Source organism: Pseudomonas bananamidigenes, from assembly GCF_001679645.1.
Classification (GTDB): domain Bacteria; phylum Pseudomonadota; class Gammaproteobacteria; order Pseudomonadales; family Pseudomonadaceae; genus Aquipseudomonas; species Aquipseudomonas bananamidigenes.
Genome location: NZ_LRUN01000025.1, coordinates 1 through 19,827, shown reverse-complemented (window position 1 = coordinate 19,827; position 19,827 = coordinate 1). Strand labels below are relative to the sequence as shown.

The 19,827-nt window shown below is 61.5% G+C and carries 17 protein-coding genes and 1 pseudogene; 14 read left to right on the top strand and 4 right to left on the bottom strand.

Annotated features, from left to right (window positions below):
* The first annotated feature begins 87 nt into the window (after nt 1-87).
* The 5 genes from BBF94_RS09995 (at nt 88) to BBF94_RS09975 (ending at nt 4,154) form a co-directional block, all read left to right on the top strand.
* Nucleotides 88-1,113 (top strand): NAD(P)H-dependent glycerol-3-phosphate dehydrogenase, encoded by a 1,026-nt coding sequence (locus BBF94_RS09995; RefSeq protein WP_065258877.1) that lies wholly within the window; start codon nt 88-90, stop codon nt 1,111-1,113.
* A gap of 32 nt (nt 1,114-1,145) precedes the next feature.
* Nucleotides 1,146-1,493 carry a DUF4389 domain-containing protein gene (locus BBF94_RS09990; RefSeq protein WP_065258876.1) on the top strand — a complete coding sequence of 116 codons (348 nt, stop codon included), beginning with the start codon at nt 1,146-1,148 and terminating at the stop codon, nt 1,491-1,493.
* On the top strand, nt 1,490-1,942 hold the full coding sequence (gene sixA, locus BBF94_RS09985; protein WP_007957806.1) for a phosphohistidine phosphatase SixA: 453 nt from the start codon (nt 1,490-1,492) through the stop codon (nt 1,940-1,942). The genes BBF94_RS09990 and sixA overlap by 4 nt, the downstream gene beginning before the upstream one ends.
* An 81-nt stretch (nt 1,943-2,023) precedes the next feature.
* Nucleotides 2,024-3,679, top strand: coding sequence for an AMP-binding protein (locus BBF94_RS09980; RefSeq protein ID WP_065258875.1), 1,656 nt, complete (start codon nt 2,024-2,026; stop codon nt 3,677-3,679).
* A 31-nt stretch (nt 3,680-3,710) separates the two neighbouring features.
* Nucleotides 3,711-4,154 (top strand): hotdog fold thioesterase, encoded by a 444-nt coding sequence (locus tag BBF94_RS09975; RefSeq protein ID WP_065258874.1) that lies wholly within the window; start codon nt 3,711-3,713, stop codon nt 4,152-4,154.
* Between the two features lie 12 nt (nt 4,155-4,166).
* Here BBF94_RS09975 and BBF94_RS09970 read toward each other — a convergent pair whose 3' ends face one another.
* Complete coding sequence (locus BBF94_RS09970) at nt 4,167-7,187, bottom strand: RHS repeat-associated core domain-containing protein (RefSeq protein WP_065258873.1); 3,021 nt, start codon at nt 7,185-7,187, stop codon at nt 4,167-4,169.
* A 217-nt stretch (nt 7,188-7,404) separates the two neighbouring features.
* Between BBF94_RS09970 and BBF94_RS09965 the strand changes: the two genes are divergently transcribed.
* From BBF94_RS09965 to BBF94_RS09950, 4 genes are all read left to right on the top strand, one after another.
* Nucleotides 7,405-8,211 carry an alpha/beta fold hydrolase gene (locus BBF94_RS09965; protein WP_065258872.1) on the top strand — a complete coding sequence of 269 codons (807 nt, stop codon included), beginning with the start codon at nt 7,405-7,407 and terminating at the stop codon, nt 8,209-8,211.
* Nucleotides 8,208-9,062: an alpha/beta hydrolase gene (locus BBF94_RS09960; RefSeq protein ID WP_065258871.1), complete on the top strand. Its 855-nt coding sequence runs from the start codon at nt 8,208-8,210 to the stop codon at nt 9,060-9,062. The genes BBF94_RS09965 and BBF94_RS09960 overlap by 4 nt, the downstream gene beginning before the upstream one ends.
* Before the next feature lie 127 nt (nt 9,063-9,189).
* Nucleotides 9,190-9,996 (top strand): DUF4892 domain-containing protein, encoded by an 807-nt coding sequence (locus tag BBF94_RS09955; RefSeq protein ID WP_065258870.1) that lies wholly within the window; start codon nt 9,190-9,192, stop codon nt 9,994-9,996.
* Between the two features lie 69 nt (nt 9,997-10,065).
* Entirely contained in the window at nt 10,066-11,118 is a 1,053-nt protein-coding gene (locus BBF94_RS09950) for an AI-2E family transporter (protein WP_065258869.1), read from the top strand.
* Between the two features lie 87 nt (nt 11,119-11,205).
* Here BBF94_RS09950 and BBF94_RS09945 read toward each other — a convergent pair whose 3' ends face one another.
* The gene (locus tag BBF94_RS09945; RefSeq protein ID WP_065258868.1) at nt 11,206-12,252 is read right to left on the bottom strand and encodes a sensor histidine kinase; all 1,047 of its coding nucleotides are present in this window, start codon (nt 12,250-12,252) and stop codon (nt 11,206-11,208) included.
* Nucleotides 12,252-13,001, bottom strand: coding sequence for a response regulator (locus BBF94_RS09940; protein WP_065258883.1), 750 nt, complete (start codon nt 12,999-13,001; stop codon nt 12,252-12,254). The genes BBF94_RS09945 and BBF94_RS09940 overlap by 1 nt, the downstream gene beginning before the upstream one ends.
* A 295-nt stretch (nt 13,002-13,296) precedes the next feature.
* Between BBF94_RS09940 and pyrF the strand changes: the two genes are divergently transcribed.
* Nucleotides 13,297-13,995: an orotidine-5'-phosphate decarboxylase gene (gene pyrF / locus BBF94_RS09935; RefSeq protein ID WP_065258867.1), complete on the top strand. Its 699-nt coding sequence runs from the start codon at nt 13,297-13,299 to the stop codon at nt 13,993-13,995.
* A gap of 52 nt (nt 13,996-14,047) precedes the next feature.
* Here the strand turns inward: pyrF and BBF94_RS09930 are convergent, their stop codons facing one another.
* Nucleotides 14,048-15,052 carry an NADP-dependent oxidoreductase gene (locus BBF94_RS09930; protein ID WP_065258866.1) on the bottom strand — a complete coding sequence of 335 codons (1,005 nt, stop codon included), beginning with the start codon at nt 15,050-15,052 and terminating at the stop codon, nt 14,048-14,050.
* A gap of 223 nt (nt 15,053-15,275) precedes the next feature.
* Between BBF94_RS09930 and BBF94_RS09925 the strand changes: the two genes are divergently transcribed.
* The 4 genes and pseudogenes from BBF94_RS09925 to BBF94_RS28370 all read left to right on the top strand — a co-directional run bounded on the left by BBF94_RS09925 (nt 15,276) and on the right by BBF94_RS28370 (nt 19,701).
* On the top strand, nt 15,276-16,037 hold the full coding sequence (locus tag BBF94_RS09925; protein WP_065258865.1) for an SDR family oxidoreductase: 762 nt from the start codon (nt 15,276-15,278) through the stop codon (nt 16,035-16,037).
* Between the two features lie 193 nt (nt 16,038-16,230).
* Entirely contained in the window at nt 16,231-17,631 is a 1,401-nt protein-coding gene (locus BBF94_RS09920; protein ID WP_065258864.1) for an aminotransferase-like domain-containing protein, read from the top strand.
* Nucleotides 17,632-17,739: 108 nt separating this feature from the next.
* Nucleotides 17,740-18,792: pseudogene (locus tag BBF94_RS28375) on the top strand (methyl-accepting chemotaxis protein); the annotation flags it as partial.
* Nucleotides 18,793-18,819: 27 nt separating this feature from the next.
* The gene (locus BBF94_RS28370; RefSeq protein ID WP_404820930.1) at nt 18,820-19,701 is read left to right on the top strand and encodes a methyl-accepting chemotaxis protein; all 882 of its coding nucleotides are present in this window, start codon (nt 18,820-18,822) and stop codon (nt 19,699-19,701) included.
* The last annotated feature ends 126 nt before the right edge of the window (nt 19,702-19,827 follow it).

The following is a 19,827-nucleotide window of genomic DNA, read 5'->3' as shown; positions in this document are numbered from 1 at the left end:
TGCGGGTGATTGACGCCGGGGCTGTCCGAGAAGGGGCCGCTCCGTATAATGCCCGCATCGCCACTGGTATGGATTAACGGATTACATATGACTGAACAGCGCCCGATTGCGGTCCTGGGAGGCGGAAGTTTCGGTACCGCCGTGGCCAATCTGTTGGCCGGGAACGGCCATCAAGTCCGGCAGTGGATGCGTGACCCCGAACAGGCCGAGGCCATCCGGGTCAATCGCGAAAACCCGCGTTATCTCAAAGGCATCAAGATTCTGCCGGGCGTGACGGCCGTCACCGACCTGCAGGAAACCCTCGATGCCTGCGAGTTGTGCTTCGTCGCGTTGCCATCGAGCGCACTGCGCACGGTTTTGGCGGCGCATGCCGAGCGTTTGAGCGGCAAGATGCTGGTCAGCCTGACCAAGGGCATCGAAGCCCACACCTTCAAACTGATGAGCCAGATCCTCGAAGAGATCGCCCCGCAGGCGCGCATCGGCGTGCTGTCCGGGCCGAACCTGGCGCGGGAAATCGCCGAGCACGCACTGACCGCCACGGTGGTCGCCAGTGAGGACGAAGAGCTGTGCAAAGCCGTGCAGGCTGCGTTGCATGGTCGCACCTTCCGCGTCTATGCCAGTGCCGACCGCTTCGGCGTGGAGCTGGGCGGCGCACTGAAAAACGTCTACGCGATCATCGCCGGCATGGCAGTGGCGCTGGAGATGGGCGAGAACACCAAGAGCATGCTGATCACCCGCGCCTTGGCCGAGATGACCCGGTTTGCGGTGAATCAGGGCGCCAACCCGATGACCTTTCTCGGTCTGGCGGGGGTCGGTGACCTGATCGTTACTTGTTCGTCGCCGAAAAGCCGCAACTATCAGGTCGGTTTCGCTCTCGGCCAGGGGTTGAGCCTCGATGAGGCCGTATCGCGCCTCGGTGAAGTCGCCGAAGGGGTCAACACCCTGAAAGTGCTCAAGGCCAAAGCGCAGGAGGTCGGTGTGTATATGCCGCTGGTCGCCGGGTTGCACGCGATCCTGTTCGAAGGGCGCACGCTGGAGCAGGTGATCGGCCTGTTGATGCGTGCCGAGCCCAAGACCGACGTCGACTTCATTTCCACCAGTGGTTTCAACTGATTGCTACTGATTTCAGAACAGGGGAGCTAGACATGAACGATCCGAAAACCGAAGCCGCGTACGAATCCATCCTGCTGCGGGTTCTATGGATGATCGTCTACATCGTGGTCTGGCAGGTGGCGCAGTTCATCCTCGGCGCGGTGGTGCTGGTGCAGCTTGTGTATAGACTGATCTATGGCGCCCCGAGCGCCGGTCTGATGAATTTCGGCGACAGCCTGAGCCAGTTCCTGGCCCAGATCGGCCGGTTCGGCACTTTCCACAGCGACCAGAAACCCTGGCCGTTCGCCGACTGGCCGGCGCCGCGTACCCCGGAGGGTGAGGCGCCACACGTTGTCGCGCCGGCACCGCATCCGGCCCGGGATGAGGAACCCAAACCATGAAACTCTGGGTATTGCGTCACGGCGAGGCCGAGCCCTATGGCTCGCGCCCCGATTCGGAGCGGGAACTGACCGCTCACGGTCGCAAGGAAGTGCTCAGCAGCGCGGCCCGCTTGATGGGACAACCACTGACGGCGATCTACGCAAGTCCCTACTTGCGGGCACAGCAGACCGCACAGCTGGTGCGTGAGGCGCTGGGCTTCGAGCCGGAAATCCGCACGGTCGAATGGCTGACCCCGGAGGTCGATCCGGATCGTGTGGCCGAGCAACTGGTATCGGTGAGCAATGTGCTGCTGGTCAGCCACAATCCGTTGGTGGGCAATCTGCTGAGTTACTTGCAGCATGGCGCCGGCTATCCACCGGAAAAGGTCAGCACCGCCGGACTGGCCGAGCTTGAGCACAGCGAATTGCTGATCGGCTCGATGACGCTCAACAGCCTTAAACACCCTTGAAATTTTTTGTATGAAATAGTCAACCAAGCACTTGCTTGGTTGACTACGCTTGCTCCATTCCAAAAGAAAGGAGCGAGTCGCATGTCTGCTGCTTTTCGATTGCCGCTGGACGTGTTTTACGAACGCGAGGCCCGGCACCCGCACCAACGCTACCTGGTGCAGCCCATCGGCGCCGGTCAGGTCGAGACGCTGACCTGGGCCGACGTCGGCCATCAGGCCCGTTGCGCCGCGCACTGGCTGCGCTCCCGGGAATTGCCACCGGGCAGCCACATCGCGCTGATCTCGAAAAACTGCGCCCACTGGATCATTGCCGACCTGGCGATCTGGATGGCCGGGCATGTTTCGGTGCCGCTCTATCCCAACCTCACTGCCGACTCGCTCAATCAGGTCCTGACTCACTCTGAAAGCGTCCTGGCGTTCATCGGCAAACTGGATGACTGGCCCGGCATGTCGAGCGGTATGCCGGCGGATCTGCCGACCATCAGTCTGCCGCTGCACCCGCCGGGCGAGTTCGATTTCAACTGGGGCGACCTGCAACGCTATTCACCGATCCTGGACGATCCGCGACCCGGCGCCGAGCAACTGGCGACCATCATCTACACCTCCGGCACCACCGGCCTGCCCAAGGGCGTGATGCACAGCTTTGCCAACCTTGGTTTTGCCGCCACGCGCGGCACACAGTTGTTCGGTCTCAATGAAAACGATCGTCTGCTGTCCTATTTGCCGCTGTGTCATGTGGCCGAGCGGATGTTCGTCGAACTGGCGTCGATCTATACCGGGCAGACGGTGTTCTTTGCCGAGAGTCTCGATACTTTTCTCGATGATCTGAGACGGGCGCGACCGACGGCGATGTTTGGTGTGCCGAGGATCTGGACCAAGTTCCAGATGGGCGTCTACAGCAAGATTCCGGCAAAACGCCTGGATTTTCTCCTGGGGCTGCCCTTCATCGGCAAACGGATCGGCCACAAGGTGCTGGCCGGACTGGGACTGGATGCCTTGCGCGTGGCGCTGTCCGGCGCGGCACCGGTGCCGCTGACCTTGTTGCGCTGGTATCAGAAACTCGGGCTGGAGGTGCTGGAGGTCTACGGCATGACCGAAAGCTGCGGCTATTCGCACATCTGCCTGCCGGGTCAATACAAGGAGGGCTGGATCGGCCGGCCATGTCCTGACGTCGAGGTGCGAATCGACGAGTCCGGCGAAGTGCAGGTGCGCAGCCAGGCCAACATGCTCGGCTATTTCAAGGAACCGCAGAAAACCGCCGAGACCCTGACCGCCGACGGCTTCCTGCGCACCGGCGACAAGGGCGAACAGGACAGCGACGGGCGCTTGCGTCTGACAGGCCGGCTCAAGGAGATTTTCAAGACCAGCAAAGGCAAGTACGTCGCCCCCGCACCGATCGAAAATCGCCTGGCCGTACATACCCGGATCGAGCAGGTCTGTGTGGTCGGCGATGGTCTGAGCGCACCGCTGGGGCTGTGTGTGATCTCGGCAGCCGGGCATGAAGACGCACGACCGCAATTGCATTCGAGCCTGGAAAAGCTGTTGGAGGAGGTCAACGCCGCCCTCGACAAGCACGAACGGCTGCGGCGCCTGGTGGTGGTCAAGGACAGCTGGGCAGTGGAGAACGGCTTTCTCACGCCGACCCTGAAGATCAAGCGCAACGTCATCGAAGACACCTACGGCGCGCGCTTCGAAGAATGGAGCGAGCGCAGCGAGGCCGTGCTGTGGCAGGATTGAGCGACGATCAAAACAACAAAGGAAGCCTGCGATGACCTTGTGGCGCACCACCCCCGACATCGAGCAGTTGAACGCCATCCAGAAAAACACCATCGGCGAAGTGCTGGATATCCGTTTCGAGTCCTTCGACGAAGAGTCCCTGACCGCCAGCATGGTGATCGACCACCGCACCCATCAGCCTTATGGCCTGCTGCACGGTGGTGCATCGGTGGTGTTGGCCGAGACGGTCGGTTCCATGGCCAGCTACCTGTGCATCGACGCCAGCAAATTCTATTGCGTGGGCCTGGAGATCAACGCCAACCATTTGCGTGGCCTGCGCAGCGGACGGGTCACGGCGGTGGCCAGGCCGATTCACATCGGTCGTACCACCCATGTCTGGGACATCCGCCTGACCAGCGATGAAGGCAAGGCCAGCTGTGTGTCGCGGCTGACCATGGCGGTTGTTCCTCTGGGAGAACAACCGCCGGCTCGATGAGATGGGTCAGCCTCACATGTGCGTAACCTGATAGCGCAGATCCGAACGGGAATATCTACGTTGTCCCGACCTCGTTTCGCTGACGATATAGAAAATCTCGGTGGCGGCGGGGTCATAGCCCGCATTGCTTGAAGTCGGCACGGTTTCCTGGGTGATGCCGACATCAGCCTGGGCTTTTTCCACGTCGTAAGTGTTTTGTCCCAGCGCGCCACTCAAGCCGGGAGTCGCGGTGGTCACGAATGTCGAGCGCAAATCCCCGATGGCGCTACTGATCGCCCGACTCAAGGCGGCCTGGGTGTTTGCATCCAGCGTGCTGTACCCCGGTATTTTCGCGACAGCCAGGTTGGCGATTTGTCCCAGCGACGAAAAGAAATGCCGGCTGCTGTAGCCGACAATGGCTTTCTTGTAATCGAAAGTTGCCGGGGTGCCTTTGGACGGTTTGGTCGGCGTGCCCCGCAGCCCCCTCACGGCAGATGCGCTCGCCGCTCCGAGCCCGGTCGACGTCGAGGCGCCAATAATCGATTGCAAGGCTTTGCCCGCCGGCTGCGCACCGAATAACGCCGAGCTACCGTAACCGACCGCACCTCCAATGACCCCCACCGCTCCCATGCTGGCAGCACCCGTGACAAAATCGGCACGGCCCACGGAAGGATTGCTCGGTCCGGCATTGGCGAAATGCTGGGCAGACAACTCGCGAAAGACTGTGCCGAACGCGCTGGCGATCTGTGCGACGGCTGCGGTGTTGCCTTTGGGGTCGAGCATGCCGAGCAAGGACGGTGCCGCCCCCAGTGCCGCGCCCATTATGGCGCCACTGGCTTGCGCCAACAGCGGGCCCCAACTGTCCGGGTCATCCATATGCAATGCTGATCTGGCCCAGTTGGCACTCGCGTAGCCACTGATGCCGCCGGTAACGGCGCCGGCCGTGGCGCCGACCACCGTGACGGCCACACTCACGGGTGAGAGGAACCCGGCGACGGCGTATTGCACGGCAGCGGCTATCAAGGCGCTGGGAAAGTCCCGGGCCGCCGTTGCACCCACTGCGGCGACCGTGTCGAGCCCTGCCAGTCCCTGAAGGTCGACGAACCGGACCGGATTGCCGCGCACCATCGCATACAGGTTCAAACCATCGACGACACCCGCCGGGTCGGCGCTTATCCAGCGCATCCACCAGTGCGCGTAATACCGTTGTCCGTAGTAATACAGGCCGGTCGCATCTCGCTCCTGACCAGCGTAGCGCCGGGTCTTGTAGCTGGCCTGCACCTTGTCGGGACCGGCCCACCAGCATGTGCCGCCATGGGGGTAATAATGTTCCTGACTGACGATGTTGGCGTGCTGGTCGAGCATCAGCAGGCTTGAGCCCAGATGGTTGCTCAGACTGTAATGAATCAGATCGGCACCGGGGCCACCACGGGTCCAGCGCAACACCTCGACAGCACAACGTCCGGCCTGCACGAATTTGACGGACATGGTTTCACCGGGCGTTTCTCGTCGGGTCAGATCCGGCAGATAGCGCGTCTCGTGGGTTTGTGTCGAGGCACCGCTGTGTACCAGACGAAGCTTGCGTTTACGCTGACCGCTAACGTCGTAGATGTAGCGTTCGCTGTCATTGGGGCCCTCCTCGCGCACTACCTGATCGACCTGGCGCAGACGGTTGCCCGGAGTCCAGGTCAGATCCTGACCGGGCTGCAACAGGCGCTTATTGCCGTTGGGGTCAAACCCGGCAACGATTTCAGTCTCGCCCGGCAAGCTGCCGTCGGGATTCTGTGCCAGGCCTCGATTGCTGTAGCGGGAAATTGCCATGCGTTGCGTCCAGCCATGGCTTGCCGCCACATGCACGACTTCCGTGAGATTGCCGCCCGGATCGTAGCTGTAGCGTTGGCGATAGTTCTCCAGTTGCCCGGGATCCGCTGGCGATCCGAAGTCGGGCTCCTGCGGCCCGTTCCGGGTGTCGATCCGTTGCCAGCCGGTGGCTTCAATCAATTGATACAGACTGTTGTAGGCATAAGTGCTGGTCGGTTCGATTTTCTGATTTCGAAAAAAACGCGTGGGCTGTGCCAGGTCGTTGATGCCGAGAATGTTGCCCATGCGATCGTAGCTGTACCTCAGGTGTTGCAGTGGCGGCTGGCCGGCAACCCCGGCCCTGATTTCCATCAGATGACCGCTCTGCGGCTGGTAACGGCTATCGCTGATCACACCATTGCCAGCCAGTTGCCGTTGAATCTGGCCGCCGGCGCTGTACTCGATATCCCGCAGTAAAACGCTTTCATCCAACTGGCCGGCGAGTTTCAAGCGAACCCGGTTGAGTTGGCCTGCGACATCCAGATCGGAAAACTGCACATTGCCTGATGCATCTTCCAGACTGATTCGTTCTCCCAGCGCGTTGTAGCGAGTGCGTGTGGTGGCCCCGCTGCCGGTTTCATGCAGCAGGTCCCGGTCTGCTTCGACAGCGGGCCAGTCCGGGTCGTCGAGTTGCTTGAGAAAATGCCGGGTCTGGGCGGTGTCTGCGCCGGTGAGCGCGAAACTCGGGAAGTGCAGTGTGCCGGCGTCGTCGTCCAGGCGGATCAATTGACCGCACTGGTTGTGTAATGCCGATGAGGGGGTGCTATCGCCGTAGGTATAAAAAACACGATTGCGGCCGGAAGTCCCGTGAGCAAGTTCGATGATTCCGGTCGGGCGCATCAACAGGTCGTATCCGGTTTGAATCTGTGTCCGTTGACCGTCCCAACTGGACAGGCTTTGATTCGCCACGCCGGGGAGCGTCCAGCGGCGGCCGGAATCGACGCTGTCGCTGTGAAGGACTGCACCCGTCAGGCTGTACGCTGTAATCAGATTGGGACGGGCATCCGGATCGGTTTCGAGCAGAGCGTGCAGGCGCGGATCACAGCTGACGGTCGCCATCCCGGCGGCGTTGTAGGCTTGTCGATGAATACGCGATACCGCGGCGGCGCCGAGCGCGTCTCGGCAGTAGGACACAGAAGCAATGTCCAGTCCTCGTGGATCCAGTACCGAGACAGTTGGCGTGTTCTTGTGCATGTGAACAGCTTCCCTGAAGCGTTTCGTATCGCAGCAGTTAGTGCCGAGTCGGACATTGCGTCAACTGTCAGAACTAACAGGTTCGAGCTGTTTTCCGACGGGCTGCAAGGCATCGATGAAACGACGTTGTCATTATTCCTGGCAGTAACGGTCATTGCCGCGAAGCGCGGTCTTACGGACAATCAACGCCACGTTTACCGCCCATGGATTTACCCGTATGTCGCAACCGATTTTCTTCGCCCACGCCAACGGTTTCCCTTCCGGTACCTACGGCAAGCTGTTCTCGGCGCTGGCGCCGGAGTTCCGGGTGACGCATCTGGAGCAGCATGCCCACGATCCGCGTTTTCCGGCAGGCGACAACTGGTATCACCTGGTTGACGAACTGATCCATCACCTGCAGCAGCAAGACGAGCCGGTGTGGGGCGTTGGCCACTCCTTTGGCGGGATGCTGCACCTGCACGCCGCGCTGCGTTGCCCTGAGCTGTATCGCGGGGTGGTGATGCTCGACTCCCCTGTGTTGACCCGTACCGATCGCTGGGTAATCCGCGCCGCCAAGCGGTTTGGTTTCATCGACAAACTCACCCCGGCCGGCCGCACGCTGGGACGGCGCGAAGAATTTGCCGACCTCGACAGTGCCCGCAGCTACTTTGCCGGCAAGACCCTGTTTCGCGGTTTCGATCCCGAGTGTTTCGACGCCTACCTGCAACATGGTCTGCACCAGGTCGGCGACAAGCTGCGCCTGCGCTTCGATCCGGCCACGGAGATCAGCATCTATCGCGGCGTGCCGCACACCACTCCGGGGCGAACCCGACAGCTTCAGGTGCCGCTGGCGGTGGTGCGCGGGCACAAGAGTCGTGTGGTGATGAACCATCACACCCGGTTCGTCGGTCGTCTGCCTCAGGGGGAGGCGCTGACCGTGCCGGGCGGTCATATGTTTCCCCTTGAGCGTCCGCAGGACACCGCGCAGTTGCTGAAAAACCTGTTCGCTCGCTGGGAAAGCCGCCAGCAGAAGGCCTGCGCATGAGCCCGGCGGTCGAAGAAGTTCGTCTGAGCCTGCCGCATATCGAGCTGGCGGCGCACATTTTCGGCCCGGAAGACGGGGTGCCGGTGATTGCCTTGCACGGCTGGCTGGACAACGCCAACAGCTTCGCTCGTCTGGCCCCTCGACTCAAAGGCTTGCGAATTGTCGCGCTGGACATGGCCGGTCATGGCCACTCCGGGCACCGCCCGGTCGGTGCGGGTTATGCGTTGTGGGACTACGCCCATGATGTGCTGCAAGTCGCGGAACAACTGGGCTGGCAGCGCTTCGGCCTGCTCGGGCACTCGCTGGGGGCGATTGTTTCGCTGGTACTGGCGGGCTCGTTGCCGGAGCGCATCACCCATCTGGCATTGATCGATGGGGTGATTCCGCCCACAGATAATGGCGAAAACGCCGCAGAACGCATGGGCATGGCGCTGCAGGCACAGCTTGATTTGCGGGAAAAACGCAAACCGGTCTACAACACTCTTGATCGGGCCATCGAAGCACGCATGAAAGGCCTGGTGGCCGTCAGTCGCGAGGCTGCCGAACTGTTGGCGCAACGAGGTCTGATGCCGGTGCCCGGCGGTTACACCTGGCGCACCGACAACCGCCTGACCCTGCCATCGCCGCTGCGTCTGACCCAGGAGCAGGCCATGGCGTTCATCCAGCGCCTGGCCTGTCCTGCACATCTGGTGGTAGCGGCTGACGGCATGCTGGCCAGACATACAGAGCTGCTGGAACGTCTACCCTTCAGCCGGGAACAGCTGCCGGGCGGGCACCATCTGCACCTGAACGATGAGTCGGGCGCGGTGCTTGTCGCAGACTGTTTCAATCGGTTCTTCGCCATTTCTTGACTTGCCTTTGGCAACTGTCGAGGCTGGGTGGGTTGAAACGGGAGACAACCACAATGGATTTCCACACTGCAGCGACACTCGATGGCCATCAACTCGCCCCGGGCACGCTGATCCGATGAGCCTGCCGATGCGATTCTTCAGTCTGCTGGCGCTGTGCTGTTTCAGTCCCGTGTTGCTCGCTGCCGACCTGCCGGGCAGTCAGGATCTGCCCATCGTGCCACGACTGGCCGATGCGCAGATCGTCGACTATCGCCCGGCCGCGACCCTGGAGCGGATTTACCCGCTGGGGTCTATCCGCAAGATCAGCGGCCAGTTGCGTTTCGACGGTCAGGTCGGTGCCCGTGGACAAACCACCTCGGTCACCTATGAACTGCCGCCGGAACACTCCGCCACCGAAGCCTTCACGCTTGCTCGCGAAGCCTTGCAAAAGCAGGATGCCGAGCTGTTGTTCTGGTGTCAGGCCAGGGATTGCGGCGAAAGCAGCCTGTGGGCCAACGAAGTCTTCGGCAATGCCAAGCTGTACGGTGCCGACGAGCAGCAGGCCTATCTGCTGCTGAGGCTGGCGGCGCCTCGCGACAACACGCTGGTGGCGCTGTACGGCATCACTCGCGGCAATCGCAAAGCCTATCTGCATGTCGAGCAGTTCGAGGCCGTCACACCGTTGGGAGAGTTGTTGCCGACCTCCGCGACCCTGTTGCGCCAGTTGAAGGACACCGGTGAGCTGAAGTTGCCAAAACTGACCGGTGATCCCGACGACACCTGGTTGCGTCTGCTGTCCCGTGGACTGAACCTCGATACCACATTGCGAGTAGTGATGTCCGGGCCAAAGGCCGAGGTCTGGCGTCAGGCGCTGATCACTCAGGGCGTGCGCGCAGCACGTATGGAGACCGGTAGTGTCGAAGGCAATGGCCTGCGCATCGATCTGTTGCGATAAGGTGTCTGCGGCGGACACGCCCGGCGTGTTCGCCTACGCTTTGCCTGACTGATTTTTTCGAGATTTCACATGCCCAATAATGATCGTCTGCTGGTGCAGATCCTGTTGCTTGTGCTGTTCGGTGCCAGTTTCTGGGTGATGGCGCCGTTCTGGTCGGCGCTGTTCTGGGGGGCGGTGCTGGCGTTCGCCAGTTGGCCGTTGATGCGTCTGCTGACGCGCTGGCTCAATGGCCGCGAGTCGCTGGCGGCAGGCATCCTGACCCTGGGCTGGATGCTGTTGGTGGCCGCGCCGCTGGTATGGCTGGGGTTCAACCTGGCCGATCATGTGCGCGATGCCACGGCGTTCATCAAGGACGTTCAAGTTGACGGGTTACCGGAAGCGCCGGCCTGGCTTGGCACCATTCCGTTGGTGGGGGAGCGACTGGTCGGGTTCTGGAACAGCGTCGACCAGCAGGGCGCGGCGCTGATGGTGTCGCTCAAGCCTTATCTGGGACAGGTCGGTAACTGGCTGCTGGCGCGCAGTGCACAGATCGGTGGCGGGATTCTCGAACTGACCCTGAGCATAGTCTTCGTATTCTTTTTCTACCGTGACGGGCCGCGGCTGGCAGCATTTGTTCATGGTCTGCTGGAGCGTTTGATCGGTGATCGTGCCGGGTATTACATCGAGTTGGTGGCCGGTACGGTGCAGCGGGTGGTCAACGGTGTGATCGGTACCGCGGCAGCGCAGGCGATACTGGCATTGATCGGGTTTCTGATAGCCGGAATTCCGGGGGCGCTGGTGCTGGGTATCGTGACATTCCTGCTCAGCCTGATTCCGATGGGCCCGCCGCTGGTATGGATTCCGGCCACGGCGTGGCTGGCCTGGAAGGGCGAGTACGGGATGGCGGTGTTTCTCGGGATCTGGGGGACGTTCATCATCAGCGGCGTGGACAACGTGCTCAAACCGTACCTGATCAGCCGTGGCGGGAATCTGCCGCTGGTGATCGTGTTGCTCGGGGTGTTTGGCGGGCTGATTGCGTTCGGGTTTATCGGGTTGTTTATCGGGCCGACGCTTTTGGCTGTTGCTTATAGTCTGTTGACGGATTGGAGCAAGAGTCAGGGGCGGGTTGAGGATCGGCGTTGATAAAGCCGCTACCCGAGTCGAGCTGACGCTCATCGTTTGAGGTGTCGCAGGTATGGGGATTTTGTACCGAACGGTACGCTGTCCGGCCTAGAGTCGTGGCAGGCGAATCACGGCGGTAAGGCCGCCGCCCGGCGTTTCTTCCAGGTTCAATTGGCCGCCTTGGCGCTGGGCGGCTTCCCGGGCGATGGTCATGCCCAGGCCGACGCCGCCGGAGTTGCGGTTGCGCGAGCCTTCCAGGCGGAAAAACGGCTCGAACACGGCTTCGCGTTTGTCCTCGGCGATGCCCGGGCCGTGGTCGATGACGCGGATCAACAGCTGCCCGCGCTGATCCTGCAATTCGACGTGTGCCTGCCCGGCGTAGCGCAAGGCATTGTCCATCAGGTTGTTGATACACGAACGCAGCGCCATCGGCTGCACGGCCAGTGGCGCGCAATGACCGCTGACCTGAACATCGGCCCCCTGATCCTGAGCGTTCTCGCACAGGGACTCGACCAGCGCCTGCACGTCCATCATCTGCAGCGCTTCGCTGGTGCGTTGTTCGTGCAGGTAGGTGAGGGTGGCGTCGAGCATGCCGATCATGTCGTTCAGGTCCTGACGCATCTGTCCCTGCAGCCTGTCGTCGTCGATCTGTTCCAGACGCAGTTTCAATCGCGACAACGGTGTGCGCAGGTCATGGGACACGGCGCCGAGCATGCGCGCGCGCTGCTGGACCTGTTCGCGAATCCGTTGCTGCATCAGGTTGAAGGTATGCGCCGCCTGCCGGGCTTCTCGCGGGCCCGATTCATCCAGCGGCGGGCTGTCGAGGTTTTCACTGAGACGTTCGGCGGCGTCGCTCAGGCGCTGGATCGGGCGGCTCAGGAGTTTGGCGCCGTACCACGCGGCGATCATCAATGAAATGAACTGAAAGGTCAGCGGCACCAGCGGTCCGCCGAACCAGGGGCGCGGGCGATGGGGGAAGCGCGGATCCGCTGGCGGGCGTTGCCCCTCGACTCCCTGCGAAAACTCCGGCGGTGGAGGTGGCGGAGGCGGGCCGTAATGGTGAAACCAGGCGAAAGCCAGCAGGTGCGCCAGGACGATCGCCACGAACAGCACGCCAAACAGGCGTCCGAACAGCGTGTCGAAGCGCGCCCGCATCAGCCGATATCCCTGGCGTCGAACAGATAGCCTTCGCCACGCACGGTCTTGATCAATTGGGGGGCCTTGGGGTCGTCGCCCAGTTTTTGCCGCAGACGCGAGACCAGCAGGTCGATGCTGCGGTCGAACGCTTCGATGGAGCGACCACGGGCGGCGTCCAGCAGCTGTTCGCGGCTGAGTACCCGGCGCGGACGTTCGATGAACACCCAGAGCAGGCGGAATTCGGCGTTGGACAGCGGTACCACGAGGCCATCGTCGGCGATCAACTGGCGCAGGACGCTGTTCAGGCGCCAGTTGTCAAAGCGAATGTTCGCACGTTGTTCGCTGCGGTCGTCGCGCACCCGGCGCAGAATCGTCTGTATCCGCGCCACCAGTTCCCGAGGTTCGAACGGCTTGGCCATGTAGTCGTCGGCGCCCAGTTCGAGGCCGATGATGCGGTCGGTGGGTTCGCAACGGGCAGTCAGCATCAGGATCGGGATGTCCGATTCGGCGCGCAGCCAGCGGCACAGCGACAGGCCGTCTTCGCCGGGCAGCATCAGGTCGAGCACCACCACGTCGAAGTGTTCTGCCTGCATCGCCTGGCGCATCGCCGCGCCGTCGGTGACGCCGCTGGCGTGAATGTTGAAACGGGCCAGGTAGTCGATCATCAGTTCGCGGATCGGCACATCGTCGTCGACGATCAGTGCCCGGATGCTCCAGCGCTTGTCGTCTTTCTGCTCTTCATTCACGGAGGCTTGAGAGTTGTGCATGAGGCTGTTCATCTGCCAGTAGGCCGCCAACCACAAAGATAGGCTGCGAGGTTGTGGTTTCAGCATAGGCGTCCGGCCGTGAGGCGGGAAGGGCTGCTGTAAGGACATGTTGCGGCTGGCGAGGCTAGCGCGGACGCATGTTGTCGGCGTGTCGGTTGTGTATCGGCTTCGACACAATACCCTGCAAGGCTATGCTGATCACGTCCGGCGCGATGATTTACCGATCATCGGGTGCCGCGCTGCCGCCGGTTCCGCTACAATGCGCGCCGATTTCGACTTGCCTGAGAGCCCATCCATGTCCGCCTGCCAGACTCCTATCATCGTCGCCCTGGATTTCCCCACCCGTGACGCCGCACTGAAGCTGGCCGATCAGTTGGACCCGAAACTGTGCCGGGTCAAAGTGGGCAAGGAGCTGTTCACCAGCTGTGCCTCGGAAATCGTCGGCACCTTGCGTGACAAGGGGTTTGAAGTCTTCCTCGACCTGAAATTCCACGATATTCCCAACACCACGGCGATGGCGGTCAAGGCCGCCGCCGAAATGGGTGTGTGGATGGTCAACGTTCACTGCTCTGGCGGTCTGCGCATGATGGCGGCCTGCCGTGAAGAGCTGGACAAGCGCAGCGGCCCGCAACCCTTGCTGATCGGCGTGACCGTGCTGACCAGCATGGAGCGTGAGGACCTGGCCGGTATCGGTCTGGACATCGAGCCGCAAGAGCAGGTGCTGCGCCTGGCAGCGCTGGCCGAAAAGGCCGGGATGGACGGTCTGGTGTGCTCGGCGCTGGAAGCCACTGCACTGAAAACCGCGCACCCGTCGCTGCAACTGGTGACCCCGGGGATTCGTCCGGCCGGCAGCGCACAGGACGACCAGCGTCGCATCCTGACCCCACGCCAGGCACTGGATGCCGGGTCCGACTATCTGGTGATCGGCCGTCCGATCAGCCAGGCGGCGGATCCGGCCAAGGCCCTGGCCTCGGTGGTCGCCGAACTGGCCTGATCGAGTATCTGCAGATTCAATGAAGGGAGCCCGATGGCTCCCTTCATTGTTTTCAGACCTTCAGCACCAGCTTGCCGAAGTTCTCGCCGCTGAACAGTTTGCCCAGGGTCTCCGGGAAGGTTTCCAGCCCTTCGACGACGTCTTCCTTGCTCTTGAGCTGCCCCTTGGCCATCCAGCCGGCCATTTCCTGGGCGGCACTGGCGTACTGCGCGGCGTAATCCATCACCACGAAACCCTCCATCCGCGCACGGTTGACCAGCAGCGACAGATAATTGGCCGGGCCTTTGACCGCTTCCTTGTTGTTGTACTGGCTGATGGCGCCGCAGATCACCACGCGGGCCTTGAAGTTCAGACGGCTCAGTACGGCGTCGAGGATATCGCCGCCGACGTTGTCGAAATAAACGTCCACGCCTTTCGGGCATTCACGTTTAAGGCCGGCCAGCACGTCTTCGCTCTTGTAATCGATGGCACCGTCGAAGCCCAGTTCATCGATCAGGAACTTGCACTTGTCCGCGCCGCCGGCAATACCGACCACCCGGCAGCCTTTGATCTTGGCGATCTGTCCGGCAATGCTGCCGACTGCGCCCGCTGCGCCGGACAACACTACGGTGTCCCCGGCCTTCGGTGCGCCGACATCGAGCAGCGCGAAGTAGGCGGTCATGCCGGTCATGCCCAATGCCGACAGATAACGCGGCAACGGTGCCAGTTTCGGATCGACCTTGTAGAAACCTTTTGGCTCGCCAAGGAAATAATCCTGCACACCCAGGGCGCCGTTGACATAGTCCCCGACCGCAAACCCCGGGTTGTTCGATGCGATGACCTTGCCTACACCCAATGCACGCATCACCTCACCGATGCCCACCGGCGGGATGTAGGACTTGCCCTCGTTCATCCAGCCGCGCATGGCCGGATCCAGGGACAGGTATTCGTTCTTCACCAGGATCTGTCCCGCCGCCGGCTCGCCCACCGGCACTTGCTGATAGGTGAAGGTCTCGCGGGTGGCTGCGCCTACCGGGCGTTTGGCGAGCAGGAACTGACGATTGGTCTGGTTAGTCATGACAGGCACTCGACGGATAAAACCTTGTTGATAGACCGTCACCGGCGATGCTGCAAGGTTGGCTGACGAGGCGAATACAGACCGATCAGACAGGGTGATAGTGGCAGGCACAGTTTCATCACTGCGATTCATGGGCGGTCAAACGGCCTTCTGATAGTGCTGCCGCTGATGAGATGGCCGTGGCTATGCTGCCGTCATCCATCCCGCATTCGAGGACATAACAATGAGCATGACGTTTTCCGGTCAGGTCGCCGTAGTCACCGGGGCCGCCAATGGCATTGGCCGCGCGACCGCGCAGGCGTTTGCCGCCGAGGGGCTGAAAGTGGTGGTGGCCGACCTGGATGCCGCCGGGGGCGAGGGGACGGTGGCGCTGATTCGTACAGCCGGCGGTGAAGCGACCTTCGTGCGCTGCAACGTTACTGTCGAGAGTGACGTGAAAAATCTCATGGATGAGGTGATCAAGACCTACGGTCGTCTCGACTATGCCTTCAACAATGCCGGGATCGAAATCGAGAAAGGCAAACTGGCCGAGGGCTCGATGGATGAGTTCGACGCGATCATGGGTGTCAACGTCAAGGGCGTCTGGCTGTGCATGAAGTACCAGTTGCCGCTGCTGCTGGCACAGGGTGGCGGGGCGATCGTCAACACGGCGTCGGTGGCCGGGCTGGGCGCCGCGCCGAAGATGAGCATCTATGCCGCTTCCAAACATGCGGTGATCGGTCTCACCAAGTCTGCTGCGATCGAGTACGCCAAGAAAAAAATCCGCGTCAATGCCGTTTGCCCGGCCGTGATCGATACCGACATGTTCCGTCGTGCCTACGAGGCCGATCCGAAGAAGGGCGAATTCGCCAACGCCATGCACCCGGTCGGTCGCATCGGCAAGGCCGAGGAAATCGCCAGTGCCGTGCTGTATCTGTGCAGTGATGGTGCGGCTTTCACCACCGGCCATTCACTGGCAGTGGACGGCGGTGTCACCGCATTCTGAGAAAGCCATGGTCGACACAGGAACGGACCCGCCCTGCAGGCGGGTTTTTTCGCCCTGTTTTGGTTCCATGTCATTGATAAACAATGTGTTTCAAATGGTTAGAACGGTGGCTTTTGACGGCGTTGTCGCACAGCCTGACCGGCGCGGCTGTGATTTACTGCCGCGAGTAAAACCGACAGGAGTTTGGCTACTCATGGAATTGAGAATTGACCGACAGGCAATGGTGCCGGTCGTACAGCAGATTGTGGATGGCTTGACCGAGTGGATCGAGCAGAGCCAGGTGCCACCGGCGACACGCCTGCCTTCCATACGGCAAATCGCGCGGTCCAACCTGCTCAGCCAGTCGAGCGTCGTGGAAGCTTGCGAGCGTCTGGTGGCGCAAGGTGTTCTGGCCTCCCGGCAAGGTGCCGGTTTCATGGTTGCAAGTACATTGCCAAAGTGTTGCAAGGCCTTTGACAGCCAGGTTTTGGCGAGCGAGAGCTACGGCTGCGAGACAGCGCCGCAATCGCGCGCCCGGCTGAAACTGGGTGACGGTGTGTTGCCCTCGAGCTGGCGAGAGCCCGACGATCTCAGTTATGCCATCCGTCAGGTGACCCGCACGGACATGGCCAGCCTGTTCAATTACAACACACCCCTGGGGCTCCCCACGCTGCGCGAGCAAATCGTCAAACGACTAGGATTGCTCGACATAGAGGCGGATGAAACGCGGGTTTTGACCACGGCCGGTGCCAGCCACGGACTGGATCTGATCGTACGGACCCTGTTTCGGGCCGGCGATTGTGTGGTGGTCGAATCACCGGGTTACGCACCGCTGTTCGACCTTCTGCGACTGCAGGGGGTGCGCATGCTGGAGGTCCGCCGGATGCCGGACGGCCCGGATATCGAAGCTCTCGAGGCGTTGTTGCAGCAGTTCCGGCCCGTGGCGATGTTCATCAACAGTCATCACCACAACCCTACCGGGAGTTGTCTGGCACCGGCAGTGGCCCGGCGGATTCTGCAATTGAGCAAAACCTACGACCTGCGGTTGATCGAGGACGACGTCTACGCCGATCTGCACAATGGCAGCGGTACGCGGTTGGCCGCACTGGACGATGACAGGCGGGTGATCTATGTCGGCAGCTATTCCAAGACGCTGAGCAGTTCGTTGCGGGTCGGCTTCGTGTCGGCAGGGCTTGAGGTGATCGAGCAACTGGCACGGGTCAAGGCGATCAGTTGCATGGGGACCTCCGGCTTCAACGAGGCCGTATTGGCAACGCTGTTGTCCAGTGGCGCCTATCGCAAGCTGGTACAGCGTCAACGCCAGCGGCTCAATACCGATCGTGCGGCAGCCCTTGAGGCGCTGGAGGACGCGGATTGGGAAGTGTTCGGCAAACCGACGGGCGGCCTGTTCATCTGGGCACGCGCTCCGCGGGCGGATGCGGAGCGCTTGCGCAGGCAGGCCTTGCACCATGGTGTGCAATTGTCCTTCGGGACATCATTCAATCCTGGCGGTGAAGCCTGTGACTGGCAGCGGATCAATGTGGCTTATGCCTGCGATCCAAGGGCGCGACAGTTCTTTCGCAGTACAACCGTGGATCGACCTCAAGTGTTCTGAAAACGACGCGAACCTAGCTTTTTGCCATTATTCCGACGTCAGAGTCTTGTGCTGGTTCATGGCCGTTGCGACTCTTCGGCAACAGACATCGGCAGGGGACGACGCGCAATGATTTCGGCCGTGCAAGGACGTTTTGCCAATCTCGGTATGGCAAAAAAACTGGGTATCGGGTTTGTGCTGGTCTTGCTGTTGACCGCGCTGGTGGCGGCCATTGGCGTCTGGTCCCTGCAAACCATCAGTCAGCGCTTCGACGGGCTCAAGCAGATGTCCTCGCTCAACAGCGATCTGCTCAATGTGCGCTTGCTGGAGCGGGACTATGCCCTGCACGGCAATCCGAAAACCGTCGATGCCCTGCATGAAGGGGTGGATGCCCTGATCGCGCAGGCCAACAGGCTGAAAGCGCAGGCTCCGGCCAATGTTGCGGTGATGAGCGAGGTCGAGCAGTCGCTGGCTGCCTACCGCAAGGCCTTCGATGAGTTCGTCTCACTGACTCAGGCCAAGGATCTGGCGCTGGAAATGGCCAGTTGGTCGGTATCCAGCGTCGCCAATAATCTTGATGTACTCCAGGCCGGGCTTGCCGATGACGGCGCCTACACGCTCAAGGACAGCGAAGGCAAGGATGGGGCGCAGTTCATCGAGCAGGCCAGTCAGGTCAGCCAGGTTTCGCGCCTGATGCTGCAGGCCATGAACGAAGCACGTGTGCGCCTGGACCAGAGCCGCAAGGGGGACGACAGCGTCAAAGGCAACATCGAACAGGCCGCCCAGGCCCAGGCGCAGGCCGAGCAATTGAAATCCATGGTCAAGGACGAGGGGTATCTGACGGTACTCAATGAGGTGTCAGGCCACATCGCCGGTTTCAATGACAAACTTGCCGAGTACACCGGGCTGCTGGTCCAGGAAAAAAGCGTATCCGAGCAATTGCATCAACGTGCTGCGCAAGTGGTGGAGCGGGTCGATCAGGCCTACGTCGCTCAGGATGTCGCAATGCAGGGGGAGCTGAAGAAAAACTCTGTGCTGATCATCGGGTCGTCGGCGCTGGCTTTGCTGGTCGGTCTGATTGCGGCCTGGGTGATCACCCGCCTGATCGTCGCTCCGTTGCGCAGCGTGATGCAGGTTGCTCAACGGATCGCCGCCGGTGACTTGAGTGCAACGGTGGAAGTGACCCGTCGTGACGAGATCGGGCAGTTGATGCAGTCCATGCAGCAGATGGGCGCGGGCCTCAGCAGCATCGTCAGCGGATTGCAGGCCGGTATCGAACAGTTGGCCAGTTCCGCACAATCGCTGTCGGCGGTGACCGAGCAGACCAATCTTGAAGTGAGCAGCCAGAAAGAGGAAACCGAGCAGGTTGCCACGGCCATGAACCAGATGACCGCCACCGTCCATGACGTGGCGCGCAATGCTGAAGAGGCGGCGCTTGCAGCGCAGACTGCAGACGACAAGGTCGAGACTGGTCAGCAAGTGGTGCGCCAGAGCATGGCGCGGATCGAGCAACTGGCGGATTCGGCGACGTCGGCCAGTTCGAGCATCGAAAGCCTGAGCGCGGAAATCCAGAACATCGGCACGGTGCTCGAAGTGATCAAGAGCGTCGCCGAACAGACCAATCTGCTGGCGCTCAACGCGGCAATCGAAGCGGCGCGGGCAGGGGAGCAGGGCAGGGGCTTTGCGGTGGTCGCCGATGAGGTGCGGGCGCTGGCCCGGCGCACGCAGCAGTCGACCGAAGAGATCGAGCGGCTGGTCAGTGCCTTGCGTTCGGCGGCTTATTCATCGGTGCAGCAGATTCAGAGCAGTGGCGAACTGGTGAAACTGGCGGTGAGCGATGCGTTGCAGACCGAAAGTGCGCTGGGGAGTATTGCGGCGGCGGTTTCGTTGATCCAGCAGATGAATCAGCAGATCGCGGCGGCGGCCGAGGAGCAGAGCTCGGTGGCCGAAGAGATCAATCGTAGTGTGACCAGTATTCGGGCGAGTGCGGATCAGTCTTCGATTGCGATGCGCGGGAATGCGGCGTCGAGTGTTGAGCTGGCGCAGTTGGGGAGTGAGCTGAGGGGGATGGTGGGGCATTTTCGGCTTTGATCTGGGTTTGACCTTGGCGGCCTTTGGGCCGACCAGGTTTTGGGTTGTTTTGGGTGAATATCCGTTTCTGCGGGTGTGGCGGCTGGCGGTTTCGCCCTTACGGCGATCTTTGGCAAACGCCCCAAA

What these genes read in the sequence shown, in the direction of transcription:
- BBF94_RS09995 (WP_065258877.1), top strand. Translation starts at nt 88, where the DNA reads ATGACTGAACAGCGCCCGATTGCGGTCCTGGGAGGCGGAAGTTTCGGT.
- BBF94_RS09990 (WP_065258876.1), top strand. Translation starts at nt 1,146, where the DNA reads ATGAACGATCCGAAAACCGAAGCCGCGTACGAATCCATCCTGCTGCGG.
- sixA (WP_007957806.1), top strand. Translation starts at nt 1,490, where the DNA reads ATGAAACTCTGGGTATTGCGTCACGGCGAGGCCGAGCCCTATGGCTCG.
- BBF94_RS09980 (WP_065258875.1), top strand. Translation starts at nt 2,024, where the DNA reads ATGTCTGCTGCTTTTCGATTGCCGCTGGACGTGTTTTACGAACGCGAG.
- BBF94_RS09975 (WP_065258874.1), top strand. Translation starts at nt 3,711, where the DNA reads ATGACCTTGTGGCGCACCACCCCCGACATCGAGCAGTTGAACGCCATC.
- BBF94_RS09970 (WP_065258873.1), bottom strand. Translation starts at nt 7,187, where the DNA reads ATGCACAAGAACACGCCAACTGTCTCGGTACTGGATCCACGAGGACTG.
- BBF94_RS09965 (WP_065258872.1), top strand. Translation starts at nt 7,405, where the DNA reads ATGTCGCAACCGATTTTCTTCGCCCACGCCAACGGTTTCCCTTCCGGT.
- BBF94_RS09960 (WP_065258871.1), top strand. Translation starts at nt 8,208, where the DNA reads ATGAGCCCGGCGGTCGAAGAAGTTCGTCTGAGCCTGCCGCATATCGAG.
- BBF94_RS09955 (WP_065258870.1), top strand. Translation starts at nt 9,190, where the DNA reads ATGCGATTCTTCAGTCTGCTGGCGCTGTGCTGTTTCAGTCCCGTGTTG.
- BBF94_RS09950 (WP_065258869.1), top strand. Translation starts at nt 10,066, where the DNA reads ATGCCCAATAATGATCGTCTGCTGGTGCAGATCCTGTTGCTTGTGCTG.
- BBF94_RS09945 (WP_065258868.1), bottom strand. Translation starts at nt 12,252, where the DNA reads ATGCGGGCGCGCTTCGACACGCTGTTCGGACGCCTGTTTGGCGTGCTG.
- BBF94_RS09940 (WP_065258883.1), bottom strand. Translation starts at nt 13,001, where the DNA reads ATGCACAACTCTCAAGCCTCCGTGAATGAAGAGCAGAAAGACGACAAG.
- pyrF (WP_065258867.1), top strand. Translation starts at nt 13,297, where the DNA reads ATGTCCGCCTGCCAGACTCCTATCATCGTCGCCCTGGATTTCCCCACC.
- BBF94_RS09930 (WP_065258866.1), bottom strand. Translation starts at nt 15,052, where the DNA reads ATGACTAACCAGACCAATCGTCAGTTCCTGCTCGCCAAACGCCCGGTA.
- BBF94_RS09925 (WP_065258865.1), top strand. Translation starts at nt 15,276, where the DNA reads ATGAGCATGACGTTTTCCGGTCAGGTCGCCGTAGTCACCGGGGCCGCC.
- BBF94_RS09920 (WP_065258864.1), top strand. Translation starts at nt 16,231, where the DNA reads ATGGAATTGAGAATTGACCGACAGGCAATGGTGCCGGTCGTACAGCAG.
- BBF94_RS28370 (WP_404820930.1), top strand. Translation starts at nt 18,820, where the DNA reads ATGCAGTCCATGCAGCAGATGGGCGCGGGCCTCAGCAGCATCGTCAGC.